At 46.9% G+C, this 14,706-nt stretch carries 14 protein-coding genes; all 14 read left to right on the forward strand.

Annotated elements, in window-relative coordinates; all coding sequences use genetic code 11:
* Positions 1-31 precede the first annotated feature (31 nt).
* On the forward strand, positions 32-796 hold the full coding sequence (locus BMZ54_RS06200) for an alpha/beta fold hydrolase (protein ID WP_089907525.1): 765 nt from the start codon (positions 32-34) through the stop codon (positions 794-796).
* A 207-nt stretch (positions 797-1,003) separates the two neighbouring features.
* Positions 1,004-1,666, forward strand: a complete 663-nt coding sequence (locus BMZ54_RS06205) for a CBS domain-containing protein (protein ID WP_089907528.1) — start codon at positions 1,004-1,006, stop codon at positions 1,664-1,666.
* 412 nt (positions 1,667-2,078) lie between these two features.
* Entirely contained in the window at positions 2,079-3,503 is a 1,425-nt protein-coding gene (locus BMZ54_RS06210) for a BamA/TamA family outer membrane protein (protein WP_089907531.1), read from the forward strand.
* Positions 3,504-3,573: 70 nt separating this feature from the next.
* Positions 3,574-4,464, forward strand: coding sequence for an NAD kinase (locus BMZ54_RS06215; RefSeq protein ID WP_089907534.1), 891 nt, complete (start codon positions 3,574-3,576; stop codon positions 4,462-4,464).
* 239 nt (positions 4,465-4,703) lie between these two features.
* Positions 4,704-5,570, forward strand: coding sequence for a type IX secretion system protein PorG (gene porG / locus BMZ54_RS06220; RefSeq protein WP_089907536.1), 867 nt, complete (start codon positions 4,704-4,706; stop codon positions 5,568-5,570).
* A gap of 263 nt (positions 5,571-5,833) precedes the next feature.
* Positions 5,834-6,595, forward strand: a complete 762-nt coding sequence (locus tag BMZ54_RS06225) for an isoprenyl transferase (protein ID WP_089907539.1) — start codon at positions 5,834-5,836, stop codon at positions 6,593-6,595.
* Positions 6,576-9,311 carry a BamA/OMP85 family outer membrane protein gene (locus tag BMZ54_RS06230; protein ID WP_089907542.1) on the forward strand — a complete coding sequence of 912 codons (2,736 nt, stop codon included), beginning with the start codon at positions 6,576-6,578 and terminating at the stop codon, positions 9,309-9,311. The genes BMZ54_RS06225 and BMZ54_RS06230 overlap by 20 nt, the downstream gene beginning before the upstream one ends.
* Positions 9,312-9,411: 100 nt before the next feature.
* On the forward strand, positions 9,412-9,930 hold the full coding sequence (locus BMZ54_RS06235; RefSeq protein ID WP_089907544.1) for an OmpH/Skp family outer membrane protein: 519 nt from the start codon (positions 9,412-9,414) through the stop codon (positions 9,928-9,930).
* A gap of 51 nt (positions 9,931-9,981) precedes the next feature.
* A complete protein-coding gene (locus BMZ54_RS06240) occupies positions 9,982-10,491 on the forward strand; it encodes an OmpH/Skp family outer membrane protein (RefSeq protein ID WP_089907547.1) in 510 nt (169 codons plus the stop codon).
* A 591-nt stretch (positions 10,492-11,082) separates the two neighbouring features.
* On the forward strand, positions 11,083-11,238 hold the full coding sequence (rpmH, locus tag BMZ54_RS06245) for a 50S ribosomal protein L34 (protein WP_012788729.1): 156 nt from the start codon (positions 11,083-11,085) through the stop codon (positions 11,236-11,238).
* 21 nt (positions 11,239-11,259) lie between these two features.
* Positions 11,260-11,655, forward strand: a complete 396-nt coding sequence (locus BMZ54_RS06250; protein WP_089907550.1) for a ribonuclease P protein component — start codon at positions 11,260-11,262, stop codon at positions 11,653-11,655.
* Positions 11,656-11,743: 88 nt separating this feature from the next.
* Positions 11,744-11,974 (forward strand): membrane protein insertion efficiency factor YidD, encoded by a 231-nt coding sequence (gene yidD / locus BMZ54_RS06255; RefSeq protein ID WP_089907553.1) that lies wholly within the window; start codon positions 11,744-11,746, stop codon positions 11,972-11,974.
* Between the two features lie 112 nt (positions 11,975-12,086).
* Positions 12,087-13,754 (forward strand): S41 family peptidase, encoded by a 1,668-nt coding sequence (locus tag BMZ54_RS06260; RefSeq protein WP_089908429.1) that lies wholly within the window; start codon positions 12,087-12,089, stop codon positions 13,752-13,754.
* Positions 13,755-13,997: 243 nt separating this feature from the next.
* Positions 13,998-14,660: an RNA polymerase sigma factor gene (locus BMZ54_RS06265; protein ID WP_089907557.1), complete on the forward strand. Its 663-nt coding sequence runs from the start codon at positions 13,998-14,000 to the stop codon at positions 14,658-14,660.
* Positions 14,661-14,706 lie beyond the last annotated feature (46 nt).

Consider the following 14,706-nt stretch of genomic DNA (forward strand, 5'->3'; position numbering starts at 1 on the left):
TTAGCGCAAAATTGACTTTCAAGCTTTGGCAATGGATTACGAAATCAAAACACAGGGGAAGTTTAATTACATTGAGGAAGGAGAAGGTGAACCGCTGGTAATGCTGCATGGATTATTTGGGGCGTTGAGTAATTTCAGAGACCTGCTGGACCATTTCAAGCTGTCTAACAAAGTTGTGATCCCTATGTTGCCTTTGTTTGACCTGAATATCCTTGAAACCACGGTAAGCGGGCTGGCTAAATATGTACACAAATTCATTGAAGCGCGGGGCTACCAGAATGTGCACCTGTTGGGCAACTCCCTGGGCGGACATGTAGCTTTGGTATATTTATTAAAACATCCTGAAGCGCCTGTAAGCTCGCTTACACTTACCGGCAGCTCCGGCCTGTTTGAGAACGGTATGGGGGAAACGTATCCCAAGCGGGGCGATTATGAGTATATCCGTAAAAAAACGGAGCTTACCTTTTATGATCCGGCTATGGCCACCAAAGAGCTGGTGGATGAAGTATTTGAGATTGTAGGCAACCGGTTAAAAGTGATCAAAATTATTGCCCTGGCTAAATCTGCCATCCGGCATAACCTGGGGGAGGAGCTGAGTGATCTTAAGATACCGACCTTGCTGGTGTGGGGACAAAATGATACTATTACACCACCGATGGTTGGTGAAGAATTTCACAAACTGATCCCGAATTCAGAATTACATTTCATTGATAAGTGCGGTCATGCGCCCATGATGGAAGTACCGGGTGAGTTTAACAAGATCTTACACGCGTTCCTGGATAAACTGAAAAAGTAAACCACTATCCGTTATTCATCAGCTATCCTGTAACGCCGCTTATCCGTCATTTGTAATCAACCGTTCGTAATTTTATTCTGCCTCTGCAAACTCCACGCTGTGATTAAACGTATCTTTATGGTGCTGTACCGCACCTAACGGTAAGGTATATTGGTGAAACTTGGAATATTCTTTGTTATATTGATCATACGTTAAATCTTATTAATCATGCTGGCGAGAGATCTCATATCAACGGTTCCGGTGCTGCATCCAATGGATTCAGGATCCAGGGCGTTGCGCCTCATGAATGAATATCATTTGACACAGCTGCCGCTGGTGCTGGAAAACAAATACCTGGCGATGGTGGAGGAAGATGATATCCTGGATCTGGAAGATCCTGAGACGCTGCTGGAGAACATGGAGTACAATGGTCCGCGCCATGCTATTCAGGAAAATGCACACTTTTACGAAGCCCTGAAGGTTTTTTACGATCAGAAGATGTGTGCGTTACCGGTTATCAGCAAAGAAAATGAATATTTAGGCATCCTTACAAAAGATAACCTGCTGGCCGTACTGGCCCAATATAACGGGGTAAAGGAACCGGGCGGCATCCTGTCGCTGGAAATAGAGCCCCGCGATTACAGTCTCAGCGAAATTGCCCGCATTGCAGAATCCAATGATGTAACGCTGCTGAGCGTAAACACCATTACCAACCCGGCTACCGGCCGCCTGGAAGTACTGCTGAAGACCAACCGGCAGGAGCTACAACCCCTGGTAGCTACCTTTGAGCGTTTTAAATATTACGTAGTAAAATATACCATTACTGCGGAGGACGAGGAGGATACGCTCAAGAAGAATTACGATCTGTTCATGAACTACATCAGCATTTAATTAATTACGAATTGTCAATTACGAATTACGAATTGGGTTGAACGCCTGGTTTGTAGTGCGTGCTATTGCATGTTGTGGAATTGGGTTAAATGCCTGATCTATAGCGTATAATGAAGGTAATGTCTGAAGCCTGTAACCTACATTCAATTTGAATACTGTACCACGATATATCTAATTCGTAATTCGTAATTAAAGCAATGGTGGTTATAAAACCTTAGTTAGTTACAAATTGTAACAGCATAAATGTCGTAATGATGAATGTTCCTGAAGCTCCCATCACACGTAGATACTGCAACCACGCTCTACTCAATTCGTAATTCGTAATTAACTAATTCGTAATTCACCTCTGTAATTCGTAATTGACAATTCGTAATTATCCCGTAGCTTGCGCCCCGCTACAGTTTTACATTGCATGATCAAGTTCTGTTATCTGTTAGGCATATACTGCCTGCTACTGCTATTGCCCTGCCGGGCGCAACAGCCTGCCACGCCACCATTGGCAGTGGTATCAGATACCAGTTACATCATAGTACGGAATGTGATCATTTCCGGTAACAAAAAAACAAGAACCCCTTTTATTGTACGTGAGCTAACTACCGTACCAGGTGATACCATCCGCCTGAAAGACCTTTCCCAAACGCTGGAAAGCTGCCGCCGCCAGCTCATGAACACCACCCTTTTCCTTACCGTAATAGCCAATGTAAAGAACTGGGAAGGCAATTCAGCCGACCTGGTATTTGAAGTATGGGAGCGCTGGTACCTGCTGGCCTTTCCCATTTTCAAGCTGGCCGACCGCAACTTTAACCAGTGGTGGGTGGAGCAGGGCAAAAGCCTGGACCGCGTGAACATTGGCCTCAGAGGCTCTCACAGCAACCTTACCGGCCGTAATGACGACCTGGAAGGCGTAGTACAGATAGGATACACACAGCAGCTGGCATTCACCTACAGCCTGCCGTATGTAGATAAGAGTTTTCATAACGGCCTGGGGATCACATTTGCCTATAGCCGTAACCGTGAGCTGAACGACAGTACCAGCAATAACAAGCAGCACTTTTACCGGCAGGATAATAATAGATTTTTAAGGGAGATGTTCAACTTTGGCTTCAGCTATTCGTACCGGCGTGCCATTAATACCCGCCACCAGGTGTTCCTTACGTATAACTCTGAAAAAGTGAGCGATTCCGTGGCCCATTACTCGCCCAATTACATGGGAGCAGGCCGGCGGCGCGTGCAGTATATGGACCTGCTGTACCGTGTTACGTATATGCAGGCCGACAGCTGGATCTATCCGCTTAAAGGCATTAGCCTGCAGGGCGAAATAGAGAAACTAGGCTTTGCACCCTTTAATGATGTTGATAACTGGAAAATAAGGGCCAAGGTTACCAAATACTGGCAGCTGTTTCCCCGCACCTATGGCGCTTTGGGCGTAAGAGGGCAGGCTAAGTTCCCGGCAGACCAGCCTTACCTGAACCAGAAAGCCATGGGGTACCAGGAAGATTATCTGCGTGGCCTGGAATATTATGTAGTGGATGGCACCAGCTTTTTTATAGTAAAATCAACCCTGCGCCGGGAAGTATACAGCTTTAATGTAAAGTTGCCCTGGATCCCGCAAAAGTTTAATACCATACCTATACGCCTGCTGTTAAAAGCATATGGTGATGCAGGTTATGCCTACAGCCAGTTTCCGGGTAATGGTTTTTTAAACAATAAAATGCTGTATACCTGCGGCATGGGGCTTGACATTGTTTCTTTTTACGACACCTGTATACGTTTGGAGTACAGCATAAACCAGTTAGGGCAAAAAGGGCTATTTTTACACACTAAAATTGATATGTAGTTAAACAAGCTGTTAGTTTTGGGCAATTAGCTAATGGCTAAAAGCTAACAGCCAACAGCTTATCTCAAACATGCAAATTGCACTTTACAGCCGTGGATTTATTACCGCCGACCTGGGGAATATAAAGTTGTTGCTGGATGAGCTGCAGCGGCAGGAGATCACCCCCGTGATGTACGAGCCGTTCTACCGCAGCCTGCAGCCGCACATACCTTTTGCCGGCGAGCCGGAAACGTTTGCCCATGCAGGTGACCTGGATAGCATGACTATTGACTGCCTGGTAAGCCTGGGCGGTGACGGTACCCTGCTGGATACAGTATGTTTTGTGCGGGATAAGAACATTCCTGTGCTGGGCATCAACTTTGGCCGGCTGGGATTTTTGGCCAGCATTGGTAAGGAAGAAATTCATGCCGCCGTAAAAGCCCTGCAGCAGCGCACTTACGTGGTAGATAAAAGAACACTGCTGCACCTGGATTGTAATATCCCGCTGTTTGGCGATGTTCCCTATGCGCTGAATGATTTTACCATTCATAAAAAAGATACCTCCGCCATGGTAAAGATCCATACTTACCTGAACGGGGAGTTCCTGAACACGTATTGGGCAGATGGATTGATCGTGGCTACCCCCACAGGATCAACCGGTTACTCCCTTAGCTGCGGCGGGCCGGTAGTGTTCCCGGAAGCGGGCAGCTTTGTAATTACCCCGGTGGCGCCCCATAACCTGAATGTACGGCCGGTAGTGGTGCCGGATAATAATGTGATCTCTTTTGAGGTGGAGGGCCGCAGCGATCTTTTTTTATGTACGCTGGACAGCCGCATGGAAACCATTGATAATACCGTGCAGCTGGCGGTTAAGAAAGAAGCGTTCACCCTCAGCCTGTTACGCCTGGACGACAGTAACTTCCTGCACACCCTGCGGCATAAGCTGTTGTGGGGTATTGATACCAGGAACAGGTTGAAGTAGGTTTTTAAAGTCCATGGCCGATGGTCAATAGTCTATAGCATATTTCGCAGGGCAAATTTTTCGTTATATCTTTAAGGTCATATACTTGTACTAGAATCATTGCGCTAAACACCATGGACTATGGACCATCGACCATGGACCCCATATTAAGCTATCAGCCATTTTACCTACATTTGTTTAATTTTTAATATAACTAATACCAAAAGCAGGAAAAATCGCGTTTAAGTAGGACCGTAATTATGCAACTACCTATTTTTCATTTTCGTCGAATCATTACTTCCGGCCTTATTGCCCTGGGAATGCTGCTGGCATATCCTGCTTTGGCGCAAAATGAACTGCAGTATGTAGGGGAGCTGGGTTTTTCTGTGGGAGGCGCCCAGTATTTTGGCGACCTGAATACCCGCAGCGCCCTGAATACCGTAAAACCTACCATTGGTGTATTCTACCGTAAATACATGAACGATTATATCGGGGTGCGGGCGCATCTCCGTTATGCACGGCTGGGATATTCCGATATCTATAACAATAATGAGTTCCAGCGCCGCCGGAACCTGAGCTTTAATACCGACATTTTTGAGCTGGCGCTGCAGGGTGATTTCAACTTTTTCCGTTTTGAACCGGGCAGCTACGATTACCGTTTTTCCCCCTATTTTACCGGTGGGGCCAGCATTTTCTACTACAATCCCTACGCATACCTGGATGGTAAAAAATATTATTTACAGCCCCTGCGTACAGAAGGGCAGGGCTCTGCCCAATACCCGGACCGCAAGCCTTACAGCCTCGTAGCCCCTGCTTTTGTGGTGGGCGGCGGTTTTAAGTATAATGTATCCCGTAGTGTGAACCTTGGACTGGAGCTGTTATACCGTTTTACCGGGACAGATTACCTGGATGATGTAAGTAAAACCTACGCCGGCCCTGCGTTATTCCCGCCCAAAGCCAATGGGGATAATACTGTGGCTTACCTGCTGCAGGACCGCTCCTACGCCACCGGTGAACCGATTGGGGTACCTGGCCGCCAGCGGGGTAACAGCCGGGATAAAGACCAGTTTGTGACCATCGAATTCACCATCAGCATATTATTTACCAAGTACGAATGTAAATTCTAACTGGCAGTTGCCAGCGGGCGGTTGGCAGTCCGGAAGGTGCCAACCGCAGATTTCTTAACCCCGGCAGGGGCCGTGAAACATCAGATATCCCCCGAAAGTTACACGCCACATTCCCCAAACTGCCCACCCGCAGGGACTTTCGCTGTTAAAACTACGTTAAAACAACCTGTCAGACTTTGCCGCAATAGGCATATATCTATTTTTGTATCTTTGCACACTTTTAGTAAATCTGTTATTCTGTTTTTTAATACGCCTGAACACTCATGAGTTTGAAGGATAAACTAGACTTACAACGGTTACCGCGCCATATAGCTATTATTATGGACGGCAACGGCCGTTGGGCTAAGGAAAAAGGGCAGGACAGGCTTTACGGGCACCACGAGGGAGTGGAAAGTGTGCGTAACGTTGTTGAGGCCTCCGCTGAGCTGGGAATCGGGTACCTTACCCTTTATGCCTTTTCTACCGAAAACTGGGACCGCCCGGAGAATGAGGTAAATGGCATTATGGAGCTGCTGGTGAATACCATCCGTAAGGAAGTGAATACCCTCACTAAAAATAATATTAAGCTGCATGTAATAGGCGATATGAACATGTTGCCCCCGCATTGCCAGCGTGAAATGGAGGAAGCCATTGCCATTACCAGCGGCAACACCGGCTTAAACCTGGTGATGGCCCTTAGCTACAGCGCCCGTTGGGAAATAGTGAATGCCGCCAAAAAGATGGCAGAGGATGTACAGGCAGGAAAGTTAAACCCCACCGATATTACACAGGATGTATGGCAGAAATACCTATGCACTGCTGCGCTACCAGACCCGGAACTGATGATCAGGACCAGCGGGGAATGCAGGATCAGTAATTTCTTATTATACCAGTTGGCTTACGCGGAACTATATTTCACAGACACCCGTTGGCCGGATTTCCGCAAAGAAAATCTTTACGAGGCCATCTTAAATTATCAAACCAGAGAACGGCGTTTTGGCAAAACAAGCGAACAAATTCAGCAGAATGAAGAAATTATTTCCTAAGAGCCTACTGGCCATCGCATTATGTTGCAGTGCAGGGATTCGTGTATCCGCCCAACAGAGGGATACTCTGCCGGTGCCTGTAACCACACAGCCAGATTTGCCCACGGCTTTGGGAAACCCTCAGCAGTATGAGATTGCAGAAATAGCCGTTACCGGTACACAGTTCCTGGATAAAGCCTTGCTTATTTCCTTATCCGGCCTGAATGTGGGCGATAAGGTGGTATACCCCGGCGGCGACCAGTTTGCCAAGGCCATACAAACCCTGTGGGGCCAGCGCCTGTTTGCCAACGTAGCCATTTACGTTACCAAGATAGATGATGGAAAAATATGGCTGGAAATTAACCTGACCGAACGCCCCCGTTTGGCCAATTTCATTTTCCGCGGTATCAAAAAATCCGAAGCAGAGGATATGGCCAAAAAGTCCGGCCTGCGTAAGGGAAGCGTAATTACGGAAAGCATGAAGCAGAACACCATTGCGGTGGTGCGTAAGAACTATGAGGAAAAAGGCTTCCGTAACGTAGGCATTACCGTTACAGAGCGTGCGGATACGTCGCAGGTGAATGCTGCGGACGTGATCTTCACCGTAAGTAAAGGCGGCAAGGTAAAGATCAATGATATTAACATCGTAGATAACAGCAACATCAGCGATTCCAGGATCAAGAAAAAAATGAAGGGCACCCGGGAACGCACCCGCTTTACCCTGCACCCCGATAAGGAACAAATATACCAGGATACCAGCCACGTACAATCTGATTACTGGAGCAGCTTTGGCTTCCTGGTGCCTTCCCGCACGCTGGAAGAGCTGGATCCCTACTTCCGTTTTAAGCTCTTTACCTCTGCCAAGTTCAATGAAACCAAGTATGCAGAGGATAAGGAAAAAGTAGTAGCCTACTATAACTCCCAGGGCTATCGTGATGCGCAGATCGTAAATGACACCACTTATAAAACCAAGGCTGGTGGCCTGAATGTGGACATGCAGATACTGGAAGGCAGAAAATATTATTTCGGCGATATTACCTGGAAAGGCAATACCCGCTATAACGATTCCCTGCTGACCCGTGTGCTGGGTATTAAAAAAGGCGATACCTATAATCTGGAGCTGCTGGAAAAACGTATTGGTAAGCAATTGTCGCCTGAAGGCGGTGATATCAGCGGCCTGTATATGGACTATGGTTACCTGTTCTTCCGTATTGAGCCCGTAGAAACCGGCATCCATGGCGATACCATTGACTATGAGATCCGTATTACAGAAGGCCCGCAGGCTACCATTAAAGAAGTACGTATAGCCGGTAACGATAAAACGAACGAACACGTAATACGCCGCGAGCTGCGTACGCTGCCCGGTGAAAAATTCAGCCGTGCGGATCTGATGCGTTCCCAGCGGCAGATTGCCAACCTGGGTTATTTTAACCCGGAAAAAATAGGCATTGTTCCTGTACCTAACGTACAGGATGGTACGGTGGATATTGACTATACAGTGGAAGAAAAAGCCAATGACCAGTTAGAGCTGTCGGCCGGCTGGGGTGGTTACATTGGTTTAACCGGTACCCTGGGTGTAACGTTCAACAACTTCTCCCTGCGTAACATTTTCCGGAAAGAGACCTGGGATCCCTTACCCAGTGGCGATGGCCAGAAATTATCCGTACGTGTATCCTCCAACGGTAAAGCTTACCGCTCCTATAACTTCTCATTTACAGAACCCTGGCTGGGCGGTAAAAAGCAGAACCAGTTCTCTGTAAACTTTTATAACAGCTACCAGAACCCCAGCGCGTATAACCAGTATATTTATGGTACCACCACCGGCAGCGATACCTACTTTAAGGTACTGGGCGCCACGGTATCACTGGGTAAGCAGCTGAAATGGCCGGATGATTATTTTACCCTTATTTATGCGCTGAACTATCAGCAGTATAAGCTGAAGAACTACGATTATTTTAACATCGGGTTCTCTAACGGTACATCCAACAACATCAGCTTCAAGCTTACGCTGGCACGTTCTTCTGTGGATCAGCAGATCTTCCCCAGAAGCGGTTCCAACTTCCTGATCAGCGGCCAGTTCACACCGCCTTACTCTTTGTTCAATCCTGATAAGGACTACACCAAAGAATCCATTGCCGACCAGTTCAACTTCATAGAATACCAGAAATACCGCTTTAATGCAGAATGGTATGTACCATTAACCAAACCTAAAGGCACGGATAATAAATCCTTTGTACTGAAGGTGGCCGCCAAATTCGGTTACATTAGCCGGTATAACAACCGCACCACGCTGTCGCCCTTCGGCCGCTTTGAATTGGGGGGTGATGGTTTGAGCAACTTTGCGATCTATGACCGTGACATTATTTCCCAGCGTGGTTACCCGGTATATTATACCAGCAATCCCAAGCTGAACCCGGAAAACGGGCAGCCGGTTGGTTATGAAGGGTTTACCATCTTCAACAAATATGTAATGGAGCTGCGCTACCCGCTTAGCCTGAACCCCAGCTCAACCATCTTTGGCCTGGCGTTCCTGGAAGCGGCTAACGGTTACCGCGACTTTAATGAATACAACCCGTTCCGCCTGCGCCGCTCCGCTGGTTTGGGTATGCGCTTTTACCTGCCCATGTTTGGTTTGCTTGGATTTGACTATGGCATAGGTTTTGACCGTTTGACCCCCGGCAATGGGTTAAAAGATGCGGCTAAATTCACATTTATGTTGGGCTTTGAGCCGGAATAAGGGGGCTTAGCGTGTTAGTTCAGTGTTAGATTGATGTTAGAATAAATTATAAACTTTATATTGCGTTTTCTAAAAAAGTAGCGAACTAAAATCCATAGAAATGAAAAAACTATTCATCACATTAGCTGTTATCCTCGTTGCTGCCTGTGCGGCGAATGCGCAACGGTATTGTGTGATAGACACAAAGTATATACTGGAAAGCATTCCCGATTATAAAGATGCACAAACCAAGCTGGATGCGATTGCAGACCAGTGGCAGAAAGAGATAGATGCCAAGTTCCAGGATATTGACAAGATGTACAAGGCATATCAGGCAGAGCAGGTAATGCTTACGGATGAACTGAAACATAAAAGAGAGGACGAGATAGTAGCGAAGGAGAAAGACGCCAAGGACCTGCAACGTAAACGCTTTGGTTATGAGGGTGATCTGTTTAAAAAGCGGGAAGAGCTGATCAAACCCATACAAGATAAGATCTACAATGCCGTACAGAAGCTGGCTGCCAGCAGGATGTACGACTTTGTGCTGGATAAATCAGGGGGCATTACCGTTATTTTTTCAGATCCCAAGCTGGATAAGAGCGAAGACATTCTAACGGCGCTGGGTGTAAAGAAAAAGTAAACCATTTTTTAACCAATAAGATTTAAAATTTTTTTAAACACAGACAACATCATGAAGAAGTATGTAATTATTGCTTTTGTAGCTGTTTCCGGTTTATTCGGCGTAAATGCAATGGCGCAGACGAAAGTAGCACACATCAATACGCAGGCGCTGCTGGATGCAATGCCTGAGACCAAAGCGGCACAAACTACCCTCCAAACCTATGCACAATCCCTGGAAGCTGATGGTAAGGGCCTGGTGGATGAGTACACCAAGAAAATGAAGGATTTTGACGCGCAGGCTGCCAGCATGACGGATAACATGAAAGAGATCAAAGGAAAGGAAATACAGGACATTCAGAAACGTATTGAAGAATACCGCTCTGCTGCTGACCAGAAAATAGATGCCAAGCGCCAGGAAGTGCTGAAACCCATCTACGATAAAGCCCGCAAGGCCATTGAAGATGTAGCCAAAGAAAAAGGTTACGGTTATGTGCTGGATAGCTCTGTAGGCGTGCTGCTGGTATCACCTGCCGGTGATGACCTGCTGGCTCCCGTAAAGACCAAATTAGGCGTAAAATAATTTGATTGATACTTATTGTAAAAGCCTGCCCTGCATGGACACAGGGCAGGTTTTTGCTTTTAGGGAAGGGGAGGAGATCAGGAGCTAAGACGTGCAGGTTTGAATAGTCAGGCGCAGGACATGGGCAGTGAGACGGAGAGCGTTGCTGCTTTCCAGGAGAGGGATGAGGATCCGGAGCTAAGCACGCAGGTCTGAACGGTGTGGCTGCAGGAGTTATCGGGTAGTGGGACTGAAAGCGCTGGCGCTGGATTGACAGAAGACGACGTTCTCAGATGGTCTTTGACAGCGCGGTAAGGGAAAATTCCAGGGCGTTAAGCGTTCTGCATTAAGTATTTAGCGTTCCGCGAATTTTTAGCAAACTTTCAAGAAACTTTTTGCAGCATATTTAAAAGAAATCCCTACCTTTGCCTTCCATTTTGAAAACAGGATATCCGTCCCGGCGGATTTTTGTATAGTCCAGGTAAAACATAAAGAAAATGAAACGACCTTGCTGACGCTTGTAGCAGCAGAAAGTAGCGAAAAGTGATGCTGCTGCGAGAAGCGAAAAGCCAGGGAGTTCCATCTGACCTTATAAAGTATAAAAATTAACAGATGAAACGTACTTTTCAACCGCATAACAGACGCAGAAAGAGCGTACACGGCTTCAGAAAGAGAATGGAAACTGCTAATGGCCGTAAGGTACTGGCATCCCGCAGGGCAAAAGGCCGTAAGAAGCTGACGGTTTCTGACGAGCGCAAGCTGAAATAAGATCGCAAAACTCAATACGCTATAAAAGCTTATTCTTTTAAACGGGAAGAAAGGTTAAAAAGCAGGAAACTGATTGAAACGCTTTTTCGGGACGGAAAAGCGTTTTCTGTTTTTCCATACCGCATCATCTACCTGCCGGTGCAGCTACCGGCAGGCGACCCGCCCGTGCAGGTGGGCTTTACAGCCGCTTCCCGGCACTTTCCCCGCGCGGTGGACCGTAACCGCGTAAAACGCCTGGGCCGCGAAGCCTGGCGCCTGCAAAAGCAGGTTTTATATGATCACCTGCAGCAACACTCCCTGCAGCTGGCCGTTTTCCTCATTTATACCGATAAAAAAATAGCCCCCTTCAGCACCCTCCACCACAAAATTTCGGTAATTTTAGAGCGTTTGCAAAAAGAAACGAGCAAGCCTGCATAAAATGTTAAATTGTTGACGGAGGCGCCCCTACATGGCCTGCCAGCGTTAATTAACAGTACCTTTAGCAGGCTATCTAACCATAAGCATAATGAAGCATCTGACACGCTGGCTGGGGATCCCGTTTATTGGTTTGATCAAGGTATATCAATGGTTCATATCGCCTTTACTGGGCGCAAAATGCCGTTATACACCCTCCTGTTCGGAATATGGCATCACAGCATTTAAAAAATACGGGCTTTTTAAAGGAGGTTATCTCACTGCAAAACGTATCCTATCCTGCCATCCCTGGGGCGGGCATGGCTATGACCCGGTACCTTAAAAAGGCAAAAGGAAAAAGTAAAAAATTAAAATATCGCAGCGGTTATCAGGATACACATACGCAGGTTTTTTACTTTTTACTTTTTAAGTTTTTACTTTTTACTTTAGTTACTATGCGCAACATCTTTAATAAAAGAAGAAAACTACTGCTGCTGGTATTATTACTGGCCGCCGGCGGCGCCGGTTTGCTGGCCTTTAATGAAAGTGATAAATACTTCCAGATAGCCAAGAACCTGGATATTTTTGCCGCTTTTTACCGGGAGCTGAACACCTACTATGTGGATGACCTTTCTCCCGAAAAAGTAATGCATAAAGGCATTGAATCCATGCTGGAGGAAACAGACCCTTATACGGATTTTATTCCCGAAGAGAACCTGGACGATCTGAAGTTTATGGCCACCGGCAAATACGGCGGGGTAGGCGCATCCATTAATACCCTGGGCGATACCACCGTGATCACAGATATTTACGAAGGCAGCCCTATGCACCGGGCAGGCGTTAAACCCGGCGATATATTATTATCGCTGGATGGTAAGCCCACTAAGGGCATGGACCAGGAGGAGATCAGCCGTCTGCTGAAAGGCAATGCCGGCACCAGCCTGGATATGCTGCTGAAAAATCCGTTCACCGGGGAGGAAACCACTAAAAAGATCGTACGGCAGGAGATCAATGTAATGCCGGTAAGCTATTCCGGTATGGTAAGCAGTGATGTAGCCTACATTAAAATGGTGCAGTTCACAGAAAATAGCGGCGCCCAGGTGCAAATGACCTTTGAAAGGCTGAAACAGGAGCACCCCGGTCTGAAAGGCGTGATCCTGGACCTGCGGGGCAACCCCGGCGGGCTGCTGGATGAAGCCGTGAATGTATCCAACATATGGATAGACAAAAATAAGCTGATCGTAAGCACCAAGGGAAAAGTAAAGAACTGGGACCGGGAATATAAAACCCAGCAGGCCCCGGCAGATATCAACATGCCGCTGGTAGTGCTCACCAACCGCTCCTCTGCCTCCGCCTCTGAAATTGTAGCCGGCGCCGTGCAGGACCTGGACCGCGGGCTGGTAGTAGGGCAGCGCTCTTTTGGAAAAGGGCTGGTACAAACCACGCGTCCCCTGCCTTACAATGCCAAGCTAAAAGTAACTACCGCCAAATATTACACCCCCAGCGGCCGCTGCATACAGGCCATTGATTACAGTCATCGTAACCAGGAAGGGGAAGTGGACTATGTGCCGGACTCTATGCGCCGCTCCTTTACCACCTTGGCCGGCCGCAAGGTAAAAGACGGTGGAGGTATTGAGCCGGATGCGCAGGTAGAGCCGCAGTTCCTGAGCCAGGTGGCCATTACCTTATTACGCAAGCAATACATTTTTGATTACGCCACCCAATACTATTACGCGCATCCTAAAATAGCTGCTGCAGGCAGCTTTCAGCTGAGTGAAGATGATTTTACAGATTTTCTGCGCTTCCTGGATGGTAAGGATTACAGCTACAAAACGCATAGTGAGGAAGCGCTGGAAAGTTTTCAATCCACTGCGCGGAAGGAAAAGTATTATGATGCAGTATCCAAAGAGTTTGAAGCATTGCAGCAGAAAATGCGGCATGATAAAAAACAGGACCTGCTGAAAAATAAAACAGAGATCAAACGCCTGCTGGAAGAAGAAATAGCCAACCGCTATTATTTACAGAAGGGCCGTATAGAGCGGTCACTGGCCTGGGATAACGAGGTGAATGAATCCATACGCCTGTTCCACAACCCGCAGGAATACCAGCAATTACTGAAATAAAATATTTGTTGTAACATGCGCAAGCACAGATGCCGCAGGACCAGCAAGGTTTTGCGGCATTTTTGTTTTTGCTATTGGAATTCTGTTTTTTTTATTAGTTTGGGAACACTTAAGAATGTAAGTACTTTATAAGTTCCACGTTATTGCCATCAACCAAACTACTGAAAGGGCATTTTCTTAATTGAAAGATAACACAACAGCGCGGTCAATATTGATAATTTTACGTTTTCCAGTCCGGTGTGAATGAATGATCAACAACACATAGATCCTGCTATTTGGGAGGCTTGCAAAGGGGGCGATAAAAATGCATATGCATGTATCTATACGTTGTACTATCCCCGCTTATTTAATTATGGCTGCAAGTTTACGGTAGATGCTGCGCTTATAGAAGACAGCATACAGGAGATCTTTGTGCGTTTTTGGGCTAACCGTGAAAAGCTGGCAGCAGTAAAGGAATTAAAGAGCTACCTGTTTGTATCGTTCCGGCATTATTTATTAAATCTCCTCGCCCGTTATAAAAAAATCCAGGAAAATATTGCAGCTACTGATAATTATGCCTTTGCGCTGGAAATATCTGCAGAGCAGCAGCGCGTAGTAGCAGAAGAAGCGCAGGAGCAGCTGCAGGCGCTGCGCAATGCCATGCGCCGGTTAACGCCCCGGCAAAAAGAAGCGGTGTTCTTCCGCTTTTATGAGAACATGAGCTACGAGGAGATTGCAGACATTTTAAATATTTCTGTTAAAGCCACCTATAAATTAGTAGCCCGCGCCATTCTTATGCTGCGCGATGCATATAATACCACCCCGCTTGTAAAAGCCATGCTCTCACTGGCCCCGCTGGCAGCGGCGCTGGGAAGCATGCAGCTTTCCCTTCTCATCTGCTCCGCGCAGGATTCCAGCCTCCTTTAAAATTTTTTTCAAAAAAGTTTAATTCCCATGGGGTAAAAGGCAAACC

It is taken from the genome of Chitinophaga rupis, assembly GCF_900109685.1.
GTDB lineage: Bacteria > Bacteroidota > Bacteroidia > Chitinophagales > Chitinophagaceae > Chitinophaga > Chitinophaga rupis.

Excerpts from the sequence above, each read along its gene's own strand:
- BMZ54_RS06200 (WP_089907525.1), top strand. The coding sequence starts at position 32 with ATGGATTACGAAATCAAAACACAGGGGAAGTTTAATTACATTGAGGAA.
- BMZ54_RS06205 (WP_089907528.1), top strand. The coding sequence starts at position 1,004 with ATGCTGGCGAGAGATCTCATATCAACGGTTCCGGTGCTGCATCCAATG.
- BMZ54_RS06210 (WP_089907531.1), top strand. The coding sequence starts at position 2,079 with ATGATCAAGTTCTGTTATCTGTTAGGCATATACTGCCTGCTACTGCTA.
- BMZ54_RS06215 (WP_089907534.1), top strand. The coding sequence starts at position 3,574 with ATGCAAATTGCACTTTACAGCCGTGGATTTATTACCGCCGACCTGGGG.
- porG (WP_089907536.1), top strand. The coding sequence starts at position 4,704 with ATGCAACTACCTATTTTTCATTTTCGTCGAATCATTACTTCCGGCCTT.
- BMZ54_RS06225 (WP_089907539.1), top strand. The coding sequence starts at position 5,834 with ATGAGTTTGAAGGATAAACTAGACTTACAACGGTTACCGCGCCATATA.
- BMZ54_RS06230 (WP_089907542.1), top strand. The coding sequence starts at position 6,576 with ATGAAGAAATTATTTCCTAAGAGCCTACTGGCCATCGCATTATGTTGC.
- BMZ54_RS06235 (WP_089907544.1), top strand. The coding sequence starts at position 9,412 with ATGAAAAAACTATTCATCACATTAGCTGTTATCCTCGTTGCTGCCTGT.
- BMZ54_RS06240 (WP_089907547.1), top strand. The coding sequence starts at position 9,982 with ATGAAGAAGTATGTAATTATTGCTTTTGTAGCTGTTTCCGGTTTATTC.
- rpmH (WP_012788729.1), top strand. The coding sequence starts at position 11,083 with ATGAAACGTACTTTTCAACCGCATAACAGACGCAGAAAGAGCGTACAC.
- yidD (WP_089907553.1), top strand. The coding sequence starts at position 11,744 with ATGAAGCATCTGACACGCTGGCTGGGGATCCCGTTTATTGGTTTGATC.
- BMZ54_RS06260 (WP_089908429.1), top strand. The coding sequence starts at position 12,087 with ATGCGCAACATCTTTAATAAAAGAAGAAAACTACTGCTGCTGGTATTA.
- BMZ54_RS06265 (WP_089907557.1), top strand. The coding sequence starts at position 13,998 with ATGAATGATCAACAACACATAGATCCTGCTATTTGGGAGGCTTGCAAA.